This window comes from Amycolatopsis sp. GA6-003, assembly GCF_046267895.1.
Lineage (GTDB): Bacteria > Actinomycetota > Actinomycetes > Mycobacteriales > Pseudonocardiaceae > Amycolatopsis.
This window is the reverse complement of the sequence record NZ_CP176499.1, coordinates 832,075-848,258: the sequence shown is the minus strand read 5'-3', so window position 1 is coordinate 848,258 and position 16,184 is coordinate 832,075. Positions and strand designations below refer to the sequence as shown.

General features: G+C 69.8%; 17 protein-coding genes. 8 read left to right on the top strand and 9 right to left on the bottom strand.

What is annotated here, in order from left to right; all coding sequences use genetic code 11:
- Nucleotides 1–7 precede the first annotated feature (7 nt).
- Together F9C12_RS04045 and ald are read right to left on the bottom strand one after the other, a co-directional pair.
- Nucleotides 8–1,471 carry a PLP-dependent aminotransferase family protein gene (locus F9C12_RS04045; RefSeq protein ID WP_409464788.1) on the bottom strand — a complete coding sequence of 488 codons (1,464 nt, stop codon included), beginning with the start codon at nt 1,469–1,471 and terminating at the stop codon, nt 8–10.
- Nucleotides 1,472–1,564: 93 nt separating this feature from the next.
- Nucleotides 1,565–2,680, bottom strand: a complete 1,116-nt coding sequence (gene ald, locus F9C12_RS04040) for an alanine dehydrogenase (protein ID WP_409464787.1) — start codon at nt 2,678–2,680, stop codon at nt 1,565–1,567.
- 204 nt (nt 2,681–2,884) lie between these two features.
- On the opposite strand from ald, the gene F9C12_RS04035 reads away from it, so the two are divergent.
- On the top strand, nt 2,885–3,874 hold the full coding sequence (locus F9C12_RS04035; protein WP_409464786.1) for a phosphotransacetylase: 990 nt from the start codon (nt 2,885–2,887) through the stop codon (nt 3,872–3,874).
- Nucleotides 3,871–4,548: a phosphonatase-like hydrolase gene (locus tag F9C12_RS04030; protein WP_409180631.1), complete on the top strand. Its 678-nt coding sequence runs from the start codon at nt 3,871–3,873 to the stop codon at nt 4,546–4,548. Before F9C12_RS04035 ends, F9C12_RS04030 begins: the two co-directional genes overlap by 4 nt.
- A 14-nt stretch (nt 4,549–4,562) precedes the next feature.
- On the opposite strand, the gene F9C12_RS04025 is transcribed toward F9C12_RS04030, so the two are convergent.
- Nucleotides 4,563–5,126, bottom strand: a complete 564-nt coding sequence (locus tag F9C12_RS04025) for a TetR/AcrR family transcriptional regulator (RefSeq protein WP_409464785.1) — start codon at nt 5,124–5,126, stop codon at nt 4,563–4,565.
- A 72-nt stretch (nt 5,127–5,198) separates the two neighbouring features.
- Between F9C12_RS04025 and F9C12_RS04020 the strand changes: the two genes are divergently transcribed.
- Nucleotides 5,199–6,383, top strand: a complete 1,185-nt coding sequence (locus tag F9C12_RS04020) for an FAD-dependent monooxygenase (protein ID WP_409464784.1) — start codon at nt 5,199–5,201, stop codon at nt 6,381–6,383.
- 81 nt (nt 6,384–6,464) lie between these two features.
- Here F9C12_RS04020 and F9C12_RS04015 read toward each other — a convergent pair whose 3' ends face one another.
- The 3 genes from F9C12_RS04015 to F9C12_RS04005 all read right to left on the bottom strand — a co-directional run bounded on the left by F9C12_RS04015 (nt 6,465) and on the right by F9C12_RS04005 (nt 8,974).
- On the bottom strand, nt 6,465–7,103 hold the full coding sequence (locus F9C12_RS04015) for a cysteine hydrolase family protein (protein WP_409464783.1): 639 nt from the start codon (nt 7,101–7,103) through the stop codon (nt 6,465–6,467).
- 75 nt (nt 7,104–7,178) lie between these two features.
- Nucleotides 7,179–8,105 (bottom strand): LysR substrate-binding domain-containing protein, encoded by a 927-nt coding sequence (locus tag F9C12_RS04010; RefSeq protein WP_409180627.1) that lies wholly within the window; start codon nt 8,103–8,105, stop codon nt 7,179–7,181.
- A gap of 35 nt (nt 8,106–8,140) precedes the next feature.
- Entirely contained in the window at nt 8,141–8,974 is an 834-nt protein-coding gene (locus tag F9C12_RS04005; protein WP_409464782.1) for an alpha/beta hydrolase, read from the bottom strand.
- A 157-nt stretch (nt 8,975–9,131) separates the two neighbouring features.
- Between F9C12_RS04005 and F9C12_RS04000 the strand changes: the two genes are divergently transcribed.
- From F9C12_RS04000 to F9C12_RS03980, 5 genes are read left to right on the top strand one after another with little or no spacing between them, the layout of a single operon-like run.
- On the top strand, nt 9,132–10,589 hold the full coding sequence (locus F9C12_RS04000) for a 2-hydroxymuconic semialdehyde dehydrogenase (protein WP_409464781.1): 1,458 nt from the start codon (nt 9,132–9,134) through the stop codon (nt 10,587–10,589).
- Nucleotides 10,586–11,320: a 2-keto-4-pentenoate hydratase gene (locus tag F9C12_RS03995; protein WP_409464780.1), complete on the top strand. Its 735-nt coding sequence runs from the start codon at nt 10,586–10,588 to the stop codon at nt 11,318–11,320. The genes F9C12_RS04000 and F9C12_RS03995 overlap by 4 nt, the downstream gene beginning before the upstream one ends.
- Nucleotides 11,321–11,322: 2 nt before the next feature.
- On the top strand, nt 11,323–11,751 hold the full coding sequence (locus F9C12_RS03990) for a RidA family protein (protein WP_409180623.1): 429 nt from the start codon (nt 11,323–11,325) through the stop codon (nt 11,749–11,751).
- A complete protein-coding gene (locus F9C12_RS03985) occupies nt 11,748–12,272 on the top strand; it encodes a 3-hydroxyanthranilate 3,4-dioxygenase (protein WP_409180622.1) in 525 nt (174 codons plus the stop codon). The genes F9C12_RS03990 and F9C12_RS03985 overlap by 4 nt, the downstream gene beginning before the upstream one ends.
- 2 nt (nt 12,273–12,274) lie before the next feature.
- Entirely contained in the window at nt 12,275–13,249 is a 975-nt protein-coding gene (locus F9C12_RS03980) for an amidohydrolase family protein (RefSeq protein ID WP_409464779.1), read from the top strand.
- A 122-nt stretch (nt 13,250–13,371) separates the two neighbouring features.
- Here F9C12_RS03980 and F9C12_RS03975 read toward each other — a convergent pair whose 3' ends face one another.
- The 3 genes from F9C12_RS03975 to F9C12_RS03965 form a co-directional block, all read right to left on the bottom strand.
- Nucleotides 13,372–14,373: a hypothetical protein gene (locus F9C12_RS03975; protein WP_409464778.1), complete on the bottom strand. Its 1,002-nt coding sequence runs from the start codon at nt 14,371–14,373 to the stop codon at nt 13,372–13,374.
- Nucleotides 14,374–14,411: 38 nt separating this feature from the next.
- A complete protein-coding gene (locus F9C12_RS03970) occupies nt 14,412–14,777 on the bottom strand; it encodes a nucleotide pyrophosphohydrolase (RefSeq protein WP_409464777.1) in 366 nt (121 codons plus the stop codon).
- A 66-nt stretch (nt 14,778–14,843) separates the two neighbouring features.
- Nucleotides 14,844–16,169 carry an NtaA/DmoA family FMN-dependent monooxygenase gene (locus F9C12_RS03965; RefSeq protein ID WP_409464776.1) on the bottom strand — a complete coding sequence of 442 codons (1,326 nt, stop codon included), beginning with the start codon at nt 16,167–16,169 and terminating at the stop codon, nt 14,844–14,846.
- Between the last annotated feature and the right edge of the window lie 15 nt (nt 16,170–16,184).

The window sequence follows — 16,184 nt, the reverse complement described above, 5'->3', positions numbered from 1 at the left end:
GCGCCGGTCAGCTGTCCAGCAGTTCCCGGCAGAGGTCGCCGAGCAGCCGGATCCCCGGGTCGATCGCGGACGGCGGGGTGGCGGAGAAGCCGATGCGGAAGTGGTTGCGCGGCGGGTCGTCGCCGAGGAAGAAGATGTCGCCGGGTTCGACGAGGATGCCCAGTTCCTCCGCGCGCTCGACGAGGATCCGGCAGTCCAGTTCGGACGGTCCGGTCATCCACAGGCTGACGCCGCCGGGCGGGTACGGGCTTTGCGCCCACGGCAGGTATTCGGCGACCGCGGCGGTGGTGGCGGTCCACTTGCGCATCAGTTTCGTGCGGTAGCGCCGCAGCGAGCGGTGGTACTCGCCGCTTTCGATCAGCAGCGCCAGCGCCCGTTGCAGCTGGCCGGGCGGGTGGCGCAGGACGTAGCGGCGGGCCTCGCGCAGCGCGCGCACCAGCTCGCGCGGCCCGACCAGGTAGCCGAGGCGCAGGCCGGGGGAGAGGAATTTGGAAAACGTGCCGAGGTAGACGGCGTCGCCGGTGTTGTCGAGCGCCTTCAACGCCGGGGTCGGGCTGCCCTGGTAGCGGAATTCGCTGTCGTAGTCGTCTTCGACCACCACGGTGCCGGACGCCGCTGCCTGGGCCAGGAGCTGGCGGCGGCGGCCGATGCTGAGGGTCGCGTTGGTCGGGTGCTGGTGGCTCGGGGTGAGGTAGAGGAGGTCGATCCCGTCGAGCGATTCGGGCGGCTGCAGGCCGCGGGAGTCGACGTCGATGCCGGTCACCCGGGCGCCGGTGCGGAGGAAGATGTGCCGGGCGTCGAGGTAGCCGGGGTTTTCGATGGCCACGACCTGGTCCGGGCCGAGCAGCACGCGGCCGAGCAGGTCGAGCCCCTGCTGCGAGCCGACGGTGATCAGGACTTCTTCCGGGTCCGCCTCGATGCCGCGGGTGGTCAGCAGCTGCCGGCAGACCATCTCGACCAGCATCGGATCGTCCGAGCCGACGCTGTCCTGCAGGCTGTGGAAGACGTGCGGCCGGTAGAGCGCGTCGCGCAGGCAGCGCGTCCACGACCGGGCCGGGAACGCGGTGATGTCGACCTGCCCGGCGAGGAACGGGTACGGGTAGCTCGCCCAGTCGGTGCGCTTTTCGATGTGGGCGACGCCGGCGTCCGGGAACCGGCGCACCCGGCCCGCCCAGTCGATCCGCGATTCGGTGTCCCGGGCTTCCACCGCGCAGTGCGGGCGCATCTCCCCGTTGACGAACAGCCCGCTGCGCTCGCGGCTTTCGACGTAGCCCTCGGCGACCAGCTCCTGGTAGGCGAGGTTGATCGTGTTCCGGGAAACGCCGAGTTCGACGGCCAGTTCCCGCGAGCTGGGCAGCCGGCGGGCCGGGTCGAACGTGCCGATGGCGATCCCGTGCTCGATCGCCCGCCGGACCTGGCGGTACAGCGGTTCGTCCGACGAGCGGTCGATCTCGATCAACGTGCGGGGCAACTGCGCTCTCCCAAGTGGCCGGCGTGCAGCGGGGTGGGCTGAAACGTAACTCGCGGCGGTCGGTTTTCCCACCCCGCGCCACGCCGGTGCGGCTCAGGCCAGCGCGTCGGCGACGTCGGTGCAGGACAGGCCGTGCGCCCGGGCGACCGGTTCGTAGGTCAGGGCCCCGGCCACCGTGTTCACGCCGCCGCGGAGTTCGGGCGTGTCCCGCACCGCGGTGCGGAGGCCCTTGTTCGCGATCTCCAGCGCGTAGGGGAGCGTGACGTTGGTGAGCGCGTGCGTGGAGGTGTGCGGGACCGCGCCCGGCATGTTCGCCACGCAGTAGAACACCGATTCGTGCACCCGGAAGGTCGGCTCGGCGTGGGTCGTCGGGCGCGAGTCCTCGAAGCAGCCGCCCTGGTCGATCGAGATGTCCACCAGCACGCTGCCCGGCTTCATCCGCGAGACCGTCTCGTTGGACACCAGGCTCGGGGCCTTCGCGCCCGGGACGAGCACCGCGCCGATCACCAGGTCGGCCTCGAGTACGGCCTGCTCGATGGCGTACGAGTTGGCCGCGGCGGTCCGGATGCGGCCTTGGTACATCCGGTCGGCGGCGCGCAGCTTGTCCACGTTCTTGTCGAACAGCACGACGTCGCCCCAGGTCCCGGCCGCGACGGCGACCGCGTTCATCCCGGCGACGCCCGCGCCCAGCACGACCACGCGGGCCGGCGGCACGCCCGAGACGCCGCCGATCAGCACTCCGCGCCCGCCGTTGACCCGCATCAGGGTCTGCGCGCCGACCTGCGGGGCCAGTCGTCCGGCCACCTCGCTCATCGGGAACAGCAGCGGGAGGGAGCCGTTCGGCAGCTGGACCGTTTCGTAGGCCACCGCCGTGGTGCCCGCGTCGAGCAGGGCCTTCGTGCACGGCTCGCTCGCGGCGAGGTGCAGGTAGGTGAACAGGAGCTGGTCGGACCGCAGCCGGTGGTACTCCTCGGCGACCGGCTCCTTGACCTTCAGCACCATCTCCGCGGCGCCCCACACGTCGTCCGCGCGGTCGAGCAGCTTCGCGCCGGCGGCCGTGTAGTCCTCGTCGCGGATGGACGAGCCCTCGCCCGCGCCGCGTTCCACGAAGACCTCGTGGCCGGCCGAGGTGAACTCGTGCACTCCGGCCGGCGTCGCCGCCACCCGGTATTCGTGGTTCTTGACCTCGCGAGGCACACCGATCTTCATCGCCTGCTCCCATCTGCCGTGTCTGGTGCGACCGAGCGTGCGGGAGGACTGGCCACCGCGAAAGTGCCAGAAACCGCTCGGTCGACAGGTCCAGCTCTCCGCCGTTCTGGACCTGTCAACGGGTGCTGTTCTGGCTCTGTCCCTGGGGGCCAGCGGTCGGGATCCTGCTCGGGGAGCACTGCCGTCCGCGAGGGAGTTTGCGAGATGACCATGGCCCCTCTGGCCGAGACCTGGCGGGAACGCGTCGGCGACGCCCGCCCGCGCGTCGCCCTCGCCGACGGCGCCGACCCGCGCGCTGTCACCGCGGCCGCGCATCTGGTCGAGCGGGGTGAGATCTCGCCAGTGCTCATCGGGCCCGCGGAGGAGATCGCTGCTGCCGCGGCGGAGCTTGGTTTTTCGGTGCCGCCTTTGCTGGACACTGCCGCGTTGGCTGCGGACGACGCTGTCCTCGCGCGGTTGGGTACGGCGTTTCCGGACCGGGTGGACACGGTTCGCACCGATCCGGTCGCCCTTTCTGCCGCGCTTCTCGCGCTGGGCCGGGTGGACGCGTGCCTGGCGGGGGCGACGCGGCCGACGTCCGATGTGTTGCGGGCCGGCTTGCGGATTGTCGGCCTTGCTCCCGGGGTGCGGACGCTGAGCAGCTGCTTCCTGATGTTGTTGCAGGACGGCCGATCGCTCACTTTCGCCGACTGCGCGGTGGTTCCGGAGCCGGACGCGGACGCGCTGGCCGACATCGCGGTCGGCGCGGCGGCCACGCACCGCGCGCTGACCGGAACCGAGCCGGTGGTGGCGATGCTCTCCTTCAGCACGCAAGGCAGTGCCAAGCATTCCGCGGTGGACAAGGTCCGGCAGGCGACTTCGCTGGTGCGGGAACGGCTGCCTGGCGTGGATGTCGACGGGGAATTGCAATTCGACGCCGCGGTGGTGGATGCGGTCGGGGTGGCGAAGGCGCCGCGGTCGACTGTCGCCGGGCGGGCGAATGTGCTGGTGTTCCCCAATCTCGATGCCGGGAACATCGCTTACAAGATCGCGGAACGGCTGGGCGGGGCGACCGCGCTCGGGCCGATCCTGCAGGGCGTGGCGGCCCCGCTGCACGACCTGTCGCGCGGCTGCAGCGCGGCGGACATCGAGACGATGGCCCTGATCAGCGCGGTGCACGCGGTGACCGGGCGGGAAGTGGAGGGGGTCCGGTGACGCGAGCGGTGGAACTGGTCGTGCTGGACATGGCGGGCACGACGGTCCGGGACGACGGCGCGGTCGAGGCGGCTTTCTCGGCGGCGCTGGAGGCGGTCGGGGTGCCTGCGGACTCGCCGGAGCGCGAGGACGTGGACGCCTACGTTCGCGACACGATGGGGCAGTCGAAGATCGAGGTTTTCCGGGCGCTTTTTCCCGCGGACGGGGTGGCGGAGAAGGCTAATCGGGTTTTCGAGACGGCTTTTGCTTCGCAGGCCATTGAGGTTGCTGCGCCTCTTCCCGGGGCGGAGGAGGCGATCGACAAATTGCGGGCGCAGGGGCGTCGGGTGTGCTTGAGCACGGGCTTCTCGGCCCGGACGCGAGATGCGTTGCTGAAGCGGCTGGGGTGGACGGATCTGGCGGATCTGGTGGTGTGCCCGGCTGATGCGGGCGGGCGGGGGCGTCCATTCCCGGACATGGTGCTGACCGCGGTGCTGCGATTGGGAATCACGGACGTGCGCGCGGTCGCGGTCGCGGGGGACACCGGATTCGACATGCTGACCGGCCGCCGGGCGGGCGCGTCAGTGGCGGCGGGGGTGCTGACTGGGGCGCATGACGAGGCGACGTTGCGGGCTCATGGGGCTACGCATGTGCTGGGGTCGGTGGCGGAGTTGCCGGCGGTTCTTGAGCACTAACGCGGCGTCGGCGGTCAGGCGGGCGGAGCCACCGCAGCAGCGATCAACGCCCCCGCCGCGACTTCGATCCTCTCCTCGTCCCCGGTCACCATCCGGTCCAGGCACAGCCCTCGCAGGCCGGAGATCAGCAAGCTCGCCCGCGCGGCCGCCTCGGGCTCCGGGTGGCCCAGCTTCCGGTATACCGGCACCAGCGGCTCCACCATCGCGGTGATCGCTTCCCGGGCGACCTCCAGATACCGCTCCGGCTGTGTCGGGGCCAGTGCCAGCACCTGGAACAGGATGTTGATCGGCCGTCGCTGGCGGCCGCGGGTGATCGCGTGCCACAGGGCGTGCGCGGCGGCGGCCAGGGAGTCCTCGTCGTGCACGGAGCGGAAGAGTTCGGCGATGTCCGGGCGGCTCGCGGCGATCGCTTCGGTGATCAGGTTTTCCCGGCTGCCGAAGTAGTACAGCAGCATGCGCTTGCTCGTCCCCAGCGCTTCGCCCATCGGGGCCAGCGACAGGTCCGCGATGCCGTGCGTCGCCAGGTACTCCACGGCTTGCTGCAGCAGTTCGGCGCGGCGGCCGGTCCGGGAATCCACCGCTTGACTGTACTGATCGGTACGCCGTACCGTCCAACCGTGTACCGATCGGTACACGGGCGAGGAGGGGCCATGGCGCTTTCGGTGGCGGTCGTCGGCGGCGGGATCGGCGGGCTGACGCTCGCGCTCGCCTTGCGGGAGCGCGGGATCGGGGCGGAGGTGTACGAGCGGTCCGCCGAATTGCGGGAAATCGGGGCGGCGGTGGCGTTGTCCGCCAACGGGTCCCGGGTGCTGGCGCGGCTCGGGTTGCGCGACGCGCTGTCCGCGTGTTCGGCGGTGCCCACCGAGCTGGTCTACCGGCATTGGCGGGGCGGACACCGGGTGGTCGCGTATCCGATCGGCGATGCCTACGAAAAGCGGTTCGCCGGGCCCTATTTCGGGGTGCACCGGGCGGATCTGCAGCGGATTCTCGCGGACGCGTGCGGGAACGTCCATCTTGGCCGGCGGGTGACCGGGGTGGTCGCGGACGGGGCGCGGTACCGGCTCGAGTTCGCCGACGGCGCAAGCGAAATCGCGGACGTGGTGGTGGGCGCGGACGGGGTGCATTCGACGGTTCGCGCGTGGGTGGACGACACGCCGCTCGCCCGGTATTCGGGTTCGAGCGGGTTTCGCGGGCTGGTGCCGGTCGAGCAGCTGCCGTCGTTGCCGGACGCCGGGGCGATCCAGTTCTGGATGGGGCCGGGCGGGCATTTGCTGCATTACCCGATCGGCGACGGGTCGGTGGTGAATTTCCTTGCGGTGCTGGACGAACCGGAGACTTGGCCGGGGGAGTCGTGGACCGAGGACATTCCGCGCGAGTGCATCGACGCGGCCTTCGCGGGCTGGCATCCGGCGGTGCGCGAGATGGTCGGCGCGACGACGCTCCATCAGCGGTGGGGGTTGTTCGGCCAGCATCCGCTCAACCGCTGGCATCGCGGAGGGGTGGTGCTCCTCGGCGACGCCGCGCACGCGATGCTGCCGCACCACGGGCAGGGCGCGAACCAGACGATCGAGGACGCGGTGACACTCGCCGAGTGCCTCGCGCGGGATTCACGCGAGGCGGCGCTTGCCCGCTACGAGAAGCTGCGGCGGCCGCGAACCCGGGCGGTGCAACGGAGTTCGTGGGTGGCGAACGCGCTGTTGCATGTGCCGGACGGTCCGGCGGCGGACGCCCGGGATGCCGCGCTGGGGCGGATCGGGGAGACGCTGGAGTGGATCCACGCGCATGACGCTGTGTCTATGGCGTCGGCTTCGCCGCCGCGCGCGGAGACGCTGTGAGGTCGGCGTCTGGAGGGCGACGCGACCGCCTGGGGGCGATCACGTTGCCCTCCAGACGCCGACGCGACTCCGCGGGTGGGGTCAGGGTTTCGTGGCGAGGGTGGTGAATTCGGCCGTGGTCAGCACGTCCGCGGTGGACTGGGCGAGCACGACCAGCGTGGCCGCATGGACCTCGGCGGCGGACATCGCGCCGTGGCCGAGGTCGGGGTGGTCGTAGGTGGCGCACGCGTCGGACAGCACCCCGGTGCGGAAGTCGCGGAACATCGCGTCGCGGACGGTGGCGTGCACGCAGTCCTCAGTGGTCACCCCGGCGGCGATCAGCGTGTCCACGCCGCGGCCGCGGAGTTGCATTTCGAAGTCGGTGCCGTAGAAGGCGCTGTAGCGGTGCTTGGCGATGAGCGGTTCGTCCGGGCGCCGGTCCACTTCGGAGTACAAAGCGGCGCCGGGCGTGCCCTCGATGAGCGCGGCGCCGGCGGCGATCGGCGGGTACAGGTCGGCGAACCGGCCCATGTCGGAGCCGTCGGGGCGGTGGACGTGCGCGGTGAAGAACACCGGGATGCCCGCGGCGCGGCAGAACCGGACGGTGTCGTTGACGACGGGGACCATGGCGCGTCCGGCCGGGGATTCCAGCGGGGCGCCAAGAGCCAGGAAGTCGTGCTGCAGGTCGATGACGACCAGCGCGGTGCGGGCCGGGTCGACTGTGGACAAACGGTAGCCCATGGAACGCTCCCTCCGAGCGGAGGTCCATGAGATATCACGGCTTTGCGCCGGTCGTCAAGAAAGCGACAGAGGGCTTCAGGCGTCCTCGATCTGCGCGGCGACGGTGTGCAGGGACTCGATCAGCGCCTGGGTGGCCGGGTTGAGCCGGCGCCCGGCGGCGAGGGTCAGGCCGACGCTGTGCCCGATGTTCTCCAGCGGCGTCGGCAGGGTGACCAGCCGGGGGTCGTCCATCCCGAGCAGCCCGGGCAGCGCGGCGACCATGGCGGTTTCGGTGAGCAGCTGCCGGACGGTGAGGAACGACGTCGCCTCGACGCGGTTGGCCGGCAGGTCGAGGCCGTGCTGGGCGAACAGGCTCTCCAGTTCCTGGCGCAGCGTCGTTTCGGTGCCGGGCACGATCCACGGGAACTCGGCGAGGTCCTCCAGCGACACGCTCTCCCGCGCGGCGAGCGGATGGTGCGCGCCGGCGACGACGCGGATCGACTCCTGGTACAGCGCGTGCCGCCGGGTGCCTTCCGTGCCGGGCCCGCTCAGCCTGCCGACGATCACGTCCACCCGGCCCGCGGTCAGCTCTACGAGCAGCGACTCCGGCGTTCCTTCCCGGACGACGACGGTGACCAGCGGATGGTCTTCCTTCAGATGCGCGATCGCCCGCGGCAGCAACAGGTTCGAGCCCGCGAGGTGAATGCCCGCGACGACGCGGCCGCGTGTCGCGTCGGCGATTTCCACGACGTGCCGTGCGGCGTGGGTGAGCTGGGCGAGCACCGCGCGGGCGTGCTCGGTGAACGCGGTCCCGAACTCGGTCGGGGTGATCCCGCGCGGCCCGCGTTCGTAGAGCGGCACGCCGAGGATGGCTTCGAGATCGTGCAGGCCGCGCGTGACGACCGGCTGCGTGACGTGCAGGGCGGCCGCCGCGCCGACGACGCTGCCCTGCTCGGTGAGGGTGTCCACCAGCACGAGGTGCCTGAGCTTGAGCCTGCCGTCGAGCAGGCGGGGCATCTCCATTCCGGCGACATTACTGTCCGAATCGGATTCCGGCGTCACGAGAGGGCGAGCCCGACCAGCGCCTGGCTGAGCGCCGAGGCGGGGTCGGCCAGGTCGAGGAAGACGTCGTAGTGGTTCCGGCCGGGCACGAGCGACCAGGACGACGTCGGCCAGTGCGCGTGGAAAGCCTTGCTCTGCCGATGAAATCCGGCGGCTTCGTGTTCGGCGACCGCCACGTGCAGGGGTGCGGTGCCCGGCGGCAGCGAGATCGGGCTGAGGGCTTCCGCGCGCGTGAGGTCGAGGGTCAGCCAGGCGTTGGCGAACGACCCGACCAGCGGGCGGAGGTCGAAGAGGCCGCTGATCGTCATCGCGCCTTTGACGACGTCCCCGGGCAGTCCGGCGGCGCGCTGCCATCCGGCGACGGCGGTCATGGCCGCCAAATGCCCGCCGGCAGAGCTGCCGACGACGTGGATGCGCTCCGGGTCTAGGCCGTGCTCGGCGCCGTGGTGGTACACCCACGCGACTGCGGCGCGGACCTGGCGCACGATCTCCTCGAGCGGTGCTGCCGGAGCGAGGGTGTAGTCGGGCACGACGGTGGCGATTCCGGCGTCGGCCTGCACTCTGGCCATAAACGCGGTGTCGTGCCGCGAGAGCATCCGCCAGTAGCCGCCGTGGACGGCGAGGACGACCGGGCGCAGTTGTCCGGTGGAGGTGCCCCAGACGTCCAGCCGTTCGTCGCTGAGCGGGTCGAAGGCCAGGTCCGCGGTGCCGTCGAGACCGGTGGTGGCGGCTTCGGAGGCGGAGCGGTAACGGGCCATCACGGCGTCGAACTCGGCCTTGGTGACCGTGGCCTGCGCGCTGTAGTCCCGGTCGACGTTCGGATGGTTCACGGCATCCATCCTTCGCCGCCGTCGCCATGCCTGGCCAATGCTCATTTCGGCGATGGCCATGCCGGGACAGGCATGGCCGGGAATATGCCTGGACAGGCATGGGTGCGGCGGCAAAGAGCATTGGCCAGGCATTCCTGGCGTCCTTACGGTCAGTTTCATGGCTGCGGAACTCCACAACGTCGTCGGCGGGACCCGGGTCGCCGGGCGGCGCACTTTCGAGAAGACCGACCCGGTCGACGGGTCGGTCGTCGCGCACGTCCACGAGGCCGGGCCGGACGTGGTCGACGCCGCGGTCGCGTCCGCGCGCGCCGCGCTGGACGGACCGTGGGGACGCGCCTCGGTGGCTGAGCGCGCGGCCTTGCTGCGCCGGATCGCCGAGCGGATCGAAGAGAGGTTCGAGGATTTCGTCGCCGCCGAGGTTCGCGACACCGGCAAGCCGGAACACTTGGCGCGCGACCTGGACGTCGCGCGGGCGGCGATGAACTTCCGCTCCTTCGCGGACACGGTCGCGGCGGCCGGTCTCGATTCCTTCCTGACGGATCTGCCTCACGGCCGGAAGGCGCTGAACTACGCGGTGCCCAAGCCGCTCGGCGTGGTCGCGGTGATCGTGCCGTGGAACCTGCCGTTGCTGCTGCTGACCTGGAAGGTCGCGCCCGCGCTCGCGTGCGGCAACGCGGTGGTGGTCAAGCCGTCCGAGGAAACGCCGTCGACCGCGACCTTGCTCGCCGAGGTGATCGCGGAGGCAGGTGCGCCGAGCGGGGTGTATAACGTCGTGCACGGCTTCGGGCCGGACTCCGCCGGGGAGTACCTCACCACGCACCGCGGCATCGACGGCGTCACGTTCACCGGCGAATCCCGGACCGGTTCGGCGATCATGCGCGCGGTCGCTCCGTCGGTCCGGCCGGTTTCCTTCGAGCTGGGCGGGAAAAACGCGGCGGTGGTGTTCGCGGACTGCGACCTCGAGAAGACCCTCGACGGACTCGCCCGCTCGGTTTTCCTGAACACCGGCCAGGTATGTCTGTGCACGGAGCGGGTCTACGTGCAGCGGCCCGTTTTCGACGCGGTCGCGAACGGGCTTGCCGAGCGGGCGAAAGCGTTGCGGCTGGGACGGCCGGCCGATCCGGATACCACGACGGGGCCGTTGATATCCCAGCAGCACCGGAAGAAAGTACAGTCCTATCTGGACTTGGCGGTGGCCGAGGGAGCGACGGTGCTGACGGGTGGTTCGGTTCCGGAACTGGGGCCGGACCTCGCGGGCGGGTCGTGGATCGAGCCGACGCTGTGGACCGGAGTGGACAATTCCGCGCGGGTCGTGCGCGAGGAGGTCTTCGGGCCGGTCGCGGCGCTGATCCCGTTCGACGCCGAGGACGAAGCCGTCCGGCTGGCGAACGACACCGACTACGGGCTCGCCGCCGCCGTGTGGACGACCGATTTGGAGCGCGGCCACCGGGTCGCGCAGCAGATGCGGGTTGGGATGGCCTGGGTCAACACCTGGTATCTCAGAGATCTCCGCTCGCCGTTCGGCGGGGTCGGGCTTTCCGGCATCGGCCGGGAGGGCGGCCTGCACTCGATGCACTTCTACACCCAGCCGACGAATGTGTGCGTGCAGCTGTGACGACCGTCGAGGAACGAGCCGGACTGCTCGATCGGGCGACCGCCGCCGGGCAGGCGATCCCGCAGCTCACCAGCGCCGGACCGATGAGCCTGGACACCGCTTATGCGGTGCAGCACGCCGGAATCGCGTTGCGCGAAGGGCGCGGGGAGCGGCTGGCCGGGGTCAAACTGGGTTTCACGAGCAAGGCGAAGGCCGAGCAGATGGGCGTCTCCGACGTGATCATCGGCTCGCTGACCGACCGCATGCGGATCGGGGACGGCGGGACGTTCGACGTCGGCCGCGGCGTCCATCCCCGGGTCGAACCCGAGGTCGCGTTCCGGCTCGGCCCGGACGCCGAACTGGTCGCCGTCGCGCCCGCGCTGGAGATCATCGACAGCCGGTACCGCGACTTCACGTTCAGCCTGGCCGACGTCGTCGCCGACAACACCTCGGCGTCGGCGTTCGTCCTCGGGCCGTGGGCACCGATCGGTCAGGTGGCCGCGCTGGCCGTTGATTTGCTCTTCGACGGCGAGATCGTGGCGACCGGTTCGACCACCGACATCCTCGGCGACCCGCTGCGCGCCCTTCCCGCCGCACAGCGGATGGCTGCCGCGTACGGGCATCGCCTGCTGGACGGGTCGGTGCTCCTGGCCGGTGCGGCGACCGCGGCCGTGGCACTGAAGCCCGGCACGCACGTGGAGGCCCGGGTCGCCGGCCTGGGTTCGGTTTCCGTTCGCACCAAGGAGGGATGAGCGTGGCGCAAGCCCATGTCGTCGCCGGGAAGGCGACGCCGCGCGGGCGGTTCCCGCACGTCAAGGTCGTCGGGGACCTGGTGTTCGTCTCCGGCACCAGCAGCAGGCGGCCGGACAACACGTTCGCCGGCGCGGAGGCCGACGAGTTCGGTGTGACCACTTTGGACATCCGGGCGCAGACCCGCGCGGTGATCGAGAACATCCGCGACATCCTGGCCGCGGCCGGGGCGGGGCTCGAGGACCTCGCGCAGCTGACCGTGTTCCTGGTCAACATGAACGATTTCGGCGGCTACAACGAGGTCTACGGCGAGTTCTTCGACGAGAACGGCCCGGCCCGCACGACCGTCGCGGTGCACCAGCTGCCGCATCCGCATCTGCTCATCGAGATCCAGGCGATCGCCCGGATCCCCGGCAAGGAGGAAGAACGATGACCGCCATCCCGCCCGTGTTCGACTTCGCGAAGTGGATCGCCGACCACGAGGACGAGCTGAGGCCGCCGGTCGGCAACAAGCAGATGTGGGCCCCGATGGGCGATTTCATCGTGCAGGTCGTCGGCGGGCCGAACCAGCGCACCGACTACCACCTCGACCCGTACGAGGAATGGTTCTACCAGTACAAGGGCGACATGCACGTCAACCTGATGACCGAGGACGGCCCGCGGCGGGTCGACATCCGCGAGGGCGAGATGTGGATGCTGCCGCGGAACGTGCACCATTCGCCGCAGCGCCCGCAGGAGGGCTCGATCGGGATCGTCATCGAGCGCATCCGCGAGGAGGGGACGCTGGAGAAGTTCGTGTGGTTCTGCCTGGAGTGCGACGCGAAGGTGCACGAGGTGGAACTGCAGGTGCGGGACATCGTCGACGACCTGCCGCCGGTGTTCGAGCAGTTCTACTCGTCCGAGGAAGCCCGGACCTGCGGCAAGTGCGGCGCGCTGCACCCCGGGAAGGGCTGAGCGTGCGCGCGATCGACGTCCACAGCCATTTCGTCCCGCACGGCTGGCCCGACCTCGGCGAGGGAATGCCGTGGCTGCGCGCGGAAACCGAGCGCGAGGCCGTGATCATGGTCGGCTCGGAGGAGTTCCGCCGGATCCGGTCCGACTGCTGGGACGCGTCCGTCCGGCTGGCGGACATGGACGCCGACGGGATCGAGGCGCAGGTCGTCTCGCCGACGCCGGTGTTCTTCGGCTACGACGCCAGCCCGGGCCAGGCCGAGAAAATCGCCCGGGTCTTCAACGACCTCGCGCTGGAGATCTGCGCGCCCGCGCCGGACCGGCTGATCCCGTTCTGCCAGGTCCCGCTGCAGGACACCGACGCCGCGTGCCGCGAACTTGATCGGGCGGTCGCGGCCGGGCACCGGGGCGTGGAGATCGGCAACCACGTCGGAGACCGCGACCTCGACGACGCCGGCGTGGTGACGTTCCTGCAGCACGCGGCGTCGCTCGACGTCCCGGTCTTCGTGCACCCGTGGGACATGCCGCTCGCGCCGCGGCTGGACCGCTGGATGGCGCGATGGCTCACCGGAATGCCCGCGGAAACGCACCTGTCGATCATCGCGATGATCCTCGGCGGCGTGTTCGACCGGGTGCCGCCGAGCTTGCGAATCTGCTTCGCCCACGGGGGCGGCTCGTTCGCGTTCTGGCTGGGACGGCTGGAAAACGCTTGGCATCAGCGGGCGGACATCATCGCCATGTCGGAGAAACCGCCGTCGGAGTATGTGGGGCGGTTCAGTGTCGATTCGGTGGTGTTCACCGAGGCGGCGTTGCGGAATCTGGTGGACACGCTGGGGGCGGAGCAGGTGATGGTGGGGAGCGATTATCCGTATCCGCTGGGGGAGCGTCCGGCTGGCGGGGTGGTGCGGAAGGCGGAGTTCCTCGGTGAGACTGAACGGGAGTTGTTGCTGCGGGGGAACGCGAAGCGGTTCTTGGGGTAGGCGGTGTCAGTTTCGTCGGCTGCGGACGGGTTCCTCCCAAGCAGGGGCGGTAGCCGTCGACATGCTGCAAGTACCCGGGATTTCCGCAGCATGGCTCTGCAGCGACTCAGGTGCTCCGCCGGTCACCCTGGCGTCGAGGAGTCAGCAGGAAAACGATGAGATTCGGGAGTGGTGCCATTGTGGACCGCGAGGAAAACGTGCTCCCGGTGCCAGGCGTAGTACTTCTCCCGCTCGGGGTTCCACCAAGCGCTGATGCGGCCCTCGAGCCTGCTTTCGACGAATTCCGCGACGGTGGAGGATTCGGCGACCATGTCGCTGATGAGTATTTTTCCGCCCTTGTCGACCGAAATGTAACCCCGCTCGAAAAGGCTGTCGCAGCCCAGGACGCATGCGAGCATGCCGACGTTGTCGAAATCCTTCCGTTCGTCCTCTGTGCAGAGGGCTCGTTTCTTGATGTGCGCGCCGACGAGGAAAGCGGGCGGGAGGCCTTCTCCGCACAAGCCGCACGTATCGCCCGCCAGTTCGACGAGCCGTTTTTTGAGAAGAGGATGTTCGCGTCGCCAGCTCGCCGTCCGGGTGCCGTCGGTTGGACCGTCGGGCGCGGTCACCGATCGCACCTTGCGCGTGAAAGCTTCGCAGGCGACCAGGAGATTGCCGGTGTCCTGAAGGTTCACGAGTTCGGCCAGCTCGTCCGCCCGATGGCCCTCCACCACGGTGAACCCTTGGATGAAGGCTTTGTCGCTCCAGTCGAGGGCCGCCCGGATCTCGTCGATGGGCAGCGTCACGTCGCGGAGGTTGACGAGTGCGAACATGAGTTCCCACGTGAGCCCGTTCGCGTTGCGGCCCCAGAGGCGGTCGGCGAGGGCCCGGTTCTGGAACGGGAGAGCGATGTGACCGGCGAGGTAGATCTTCTTCTCGCCGTAGAAGAATACCGCGTCGCCAGGCATCAGCTTCTTCCATTTGCCGACGTTGGCGCCGCTGACGCCGGGTGTCACGCCCCAGAACTGGGCGGTGCCGTCGGGATAGACGTCATGCAGCGCCGCGAGGACCGGGGGATCGATGACGTCCGCGTGCTCGGTGAAACGGATCCTGGTGTCGATCGTGTCGTGGTAGTGCCGCGCCACGTCGCGGTCGTTGCGAGCCGCGGGCTGCAGAGCGATCCTCATGAGCGCTCCGATCCGAGGCGGTCGTACTTCCGCGCGGAGCCTCGCGCCAGGTCGACGGGGTATTTGGCGCCGTTCACGGCGATCTTCTCCGACAGCGCGGCGGGGAGGTCGATGTCGAGCACGTCCGCCAGCCGAAGCAGGTAGGCCAGCACGTCCGCCATCTCGTGGCGCACCTGTTCGGCCGTGTGCGGATCGTCCATGATTCGCGCGGATTCGTCCGGCGAGAGCCATTGGAAGAGCGCCGTCAGCTCTCCTGCTTCCCCGGCGAGTGCCATGACGAGGTTCTTCGGGGTATGGAACTGATGCCAGTCGCGGGCTGACGCGAACTCGCGCAGCTGCCGGGTCAGCTCGTCAAGATCCATGATTCGGACCTTACCGAAGTCCGCGTCAGGAAGTCATGAGAACGTCTCAGGTTAAGGGAAGCCAGGTCAGGCCAAACCGAGGTGGTCCCTTAACGTCGGTCCGCTGTAGTCCTCCCGGAACACCCCGCGTTCCTGCAGCCTCGGCACCACCTCGTCGGCGAACCGGTCCAGGCCGCCCGGCGTTACGTGCGGGACCAGGATGAAACCGTCCGACGCGTCGGCCTGCACGAGTTCGTTCATCGTGGCCGCGACCGTTTCCGCGGAGCCGATGAAGTTCTGCCGTCCGGTGACCTCGATGATCAGTTCCCGGCTCGACAGGTGTTTCGCTTCCGCCAGCTGGCGCCATTCGTTGGCGGTCGCGATCGGGTCGCGGTGCATGCGGACGCTCGCGCGGCCCTTCGAGATCAGGTCGCCGACCACCGGGTCGAACGACGGCAGCGGGCCGTTCGGGTCGTGGTCGCTGAGGTCGGTGTTCCAGAGCTGTTCGAGGAACTTGATCGCGGTCTGCTCGCTGACCTGCTGCAACCGGACCTCGTGGGCGAGTTCGTGCGCTTCGGCGTCGGTGTCGCCCAAGACGAAGGTGGCGGCGGGCAGGATGACCAGCTCGTGCGGGGAGCGGCCGTACTTCGCCAGGCGGCCCTTGACGTCGGAGTAGAACGCTTGGCCCGCTTCGAGGGTGCCGTGGCGGGTGAAGATGGCGTCGGCGGTCGCGGCGGCGAATTCGCGGCCTTCCTCCGAGTCACCGGCTTGGATGGTGACCGGGCGGCCCTGCGGGCTGCGCGGGACCGGGAAGCGGCCGGAGATGGCGAAGTGCTCGTCGTGGTGCGCGAAATCGCCGCCGCGGTCGGCCAGGAAGCGGCCGGATTCCTTGTCCGCCAAGACTTCGTCGCCGCGCCAGGAGTCGAACAGTTCCCACGCCGTCCGCAGGAAGGTTTCGGCCCGGGAGTAGCGCTGGTCTTGCGGGAGGAAGCCGCCGCGGCGGAAGTTTTCGCCGGTGAAAGCGTCCCAGGACGTGACGACGTTCCACGCGGCCCGGCCGGCGGAAAGGTGGTCGAGGGAGGCGAATTGCCGGGCCACCTCGAACGGTTCGTTGAAGGTGGAGTTGATGGTTCCGGCCAGGCCCAGGCGGTCGGTCACCGCGGCGAGCGCGGACAGGACGGTGAACGTGTCCGGGCGGCCGACGACGTCGAGGTCGTAGATCTGGCCGTTCTGTTCGCGCAGCCGGAGGCCTTCGGCGAGGAAGAAGAAGTCGAACTTGGCGCGTTCGGCGGTCTGGGCCAGCTTGACGAACGAGCTGAACTCGATGTGGCTGCCCGCTTCGGGATCGCTCCACACGGTGGTGTTGTTGACCCCGGGGAAGTGCGCGGCGAGGTGGATGTGCTTGGCAGTCATGGAAATCTCCCGGGA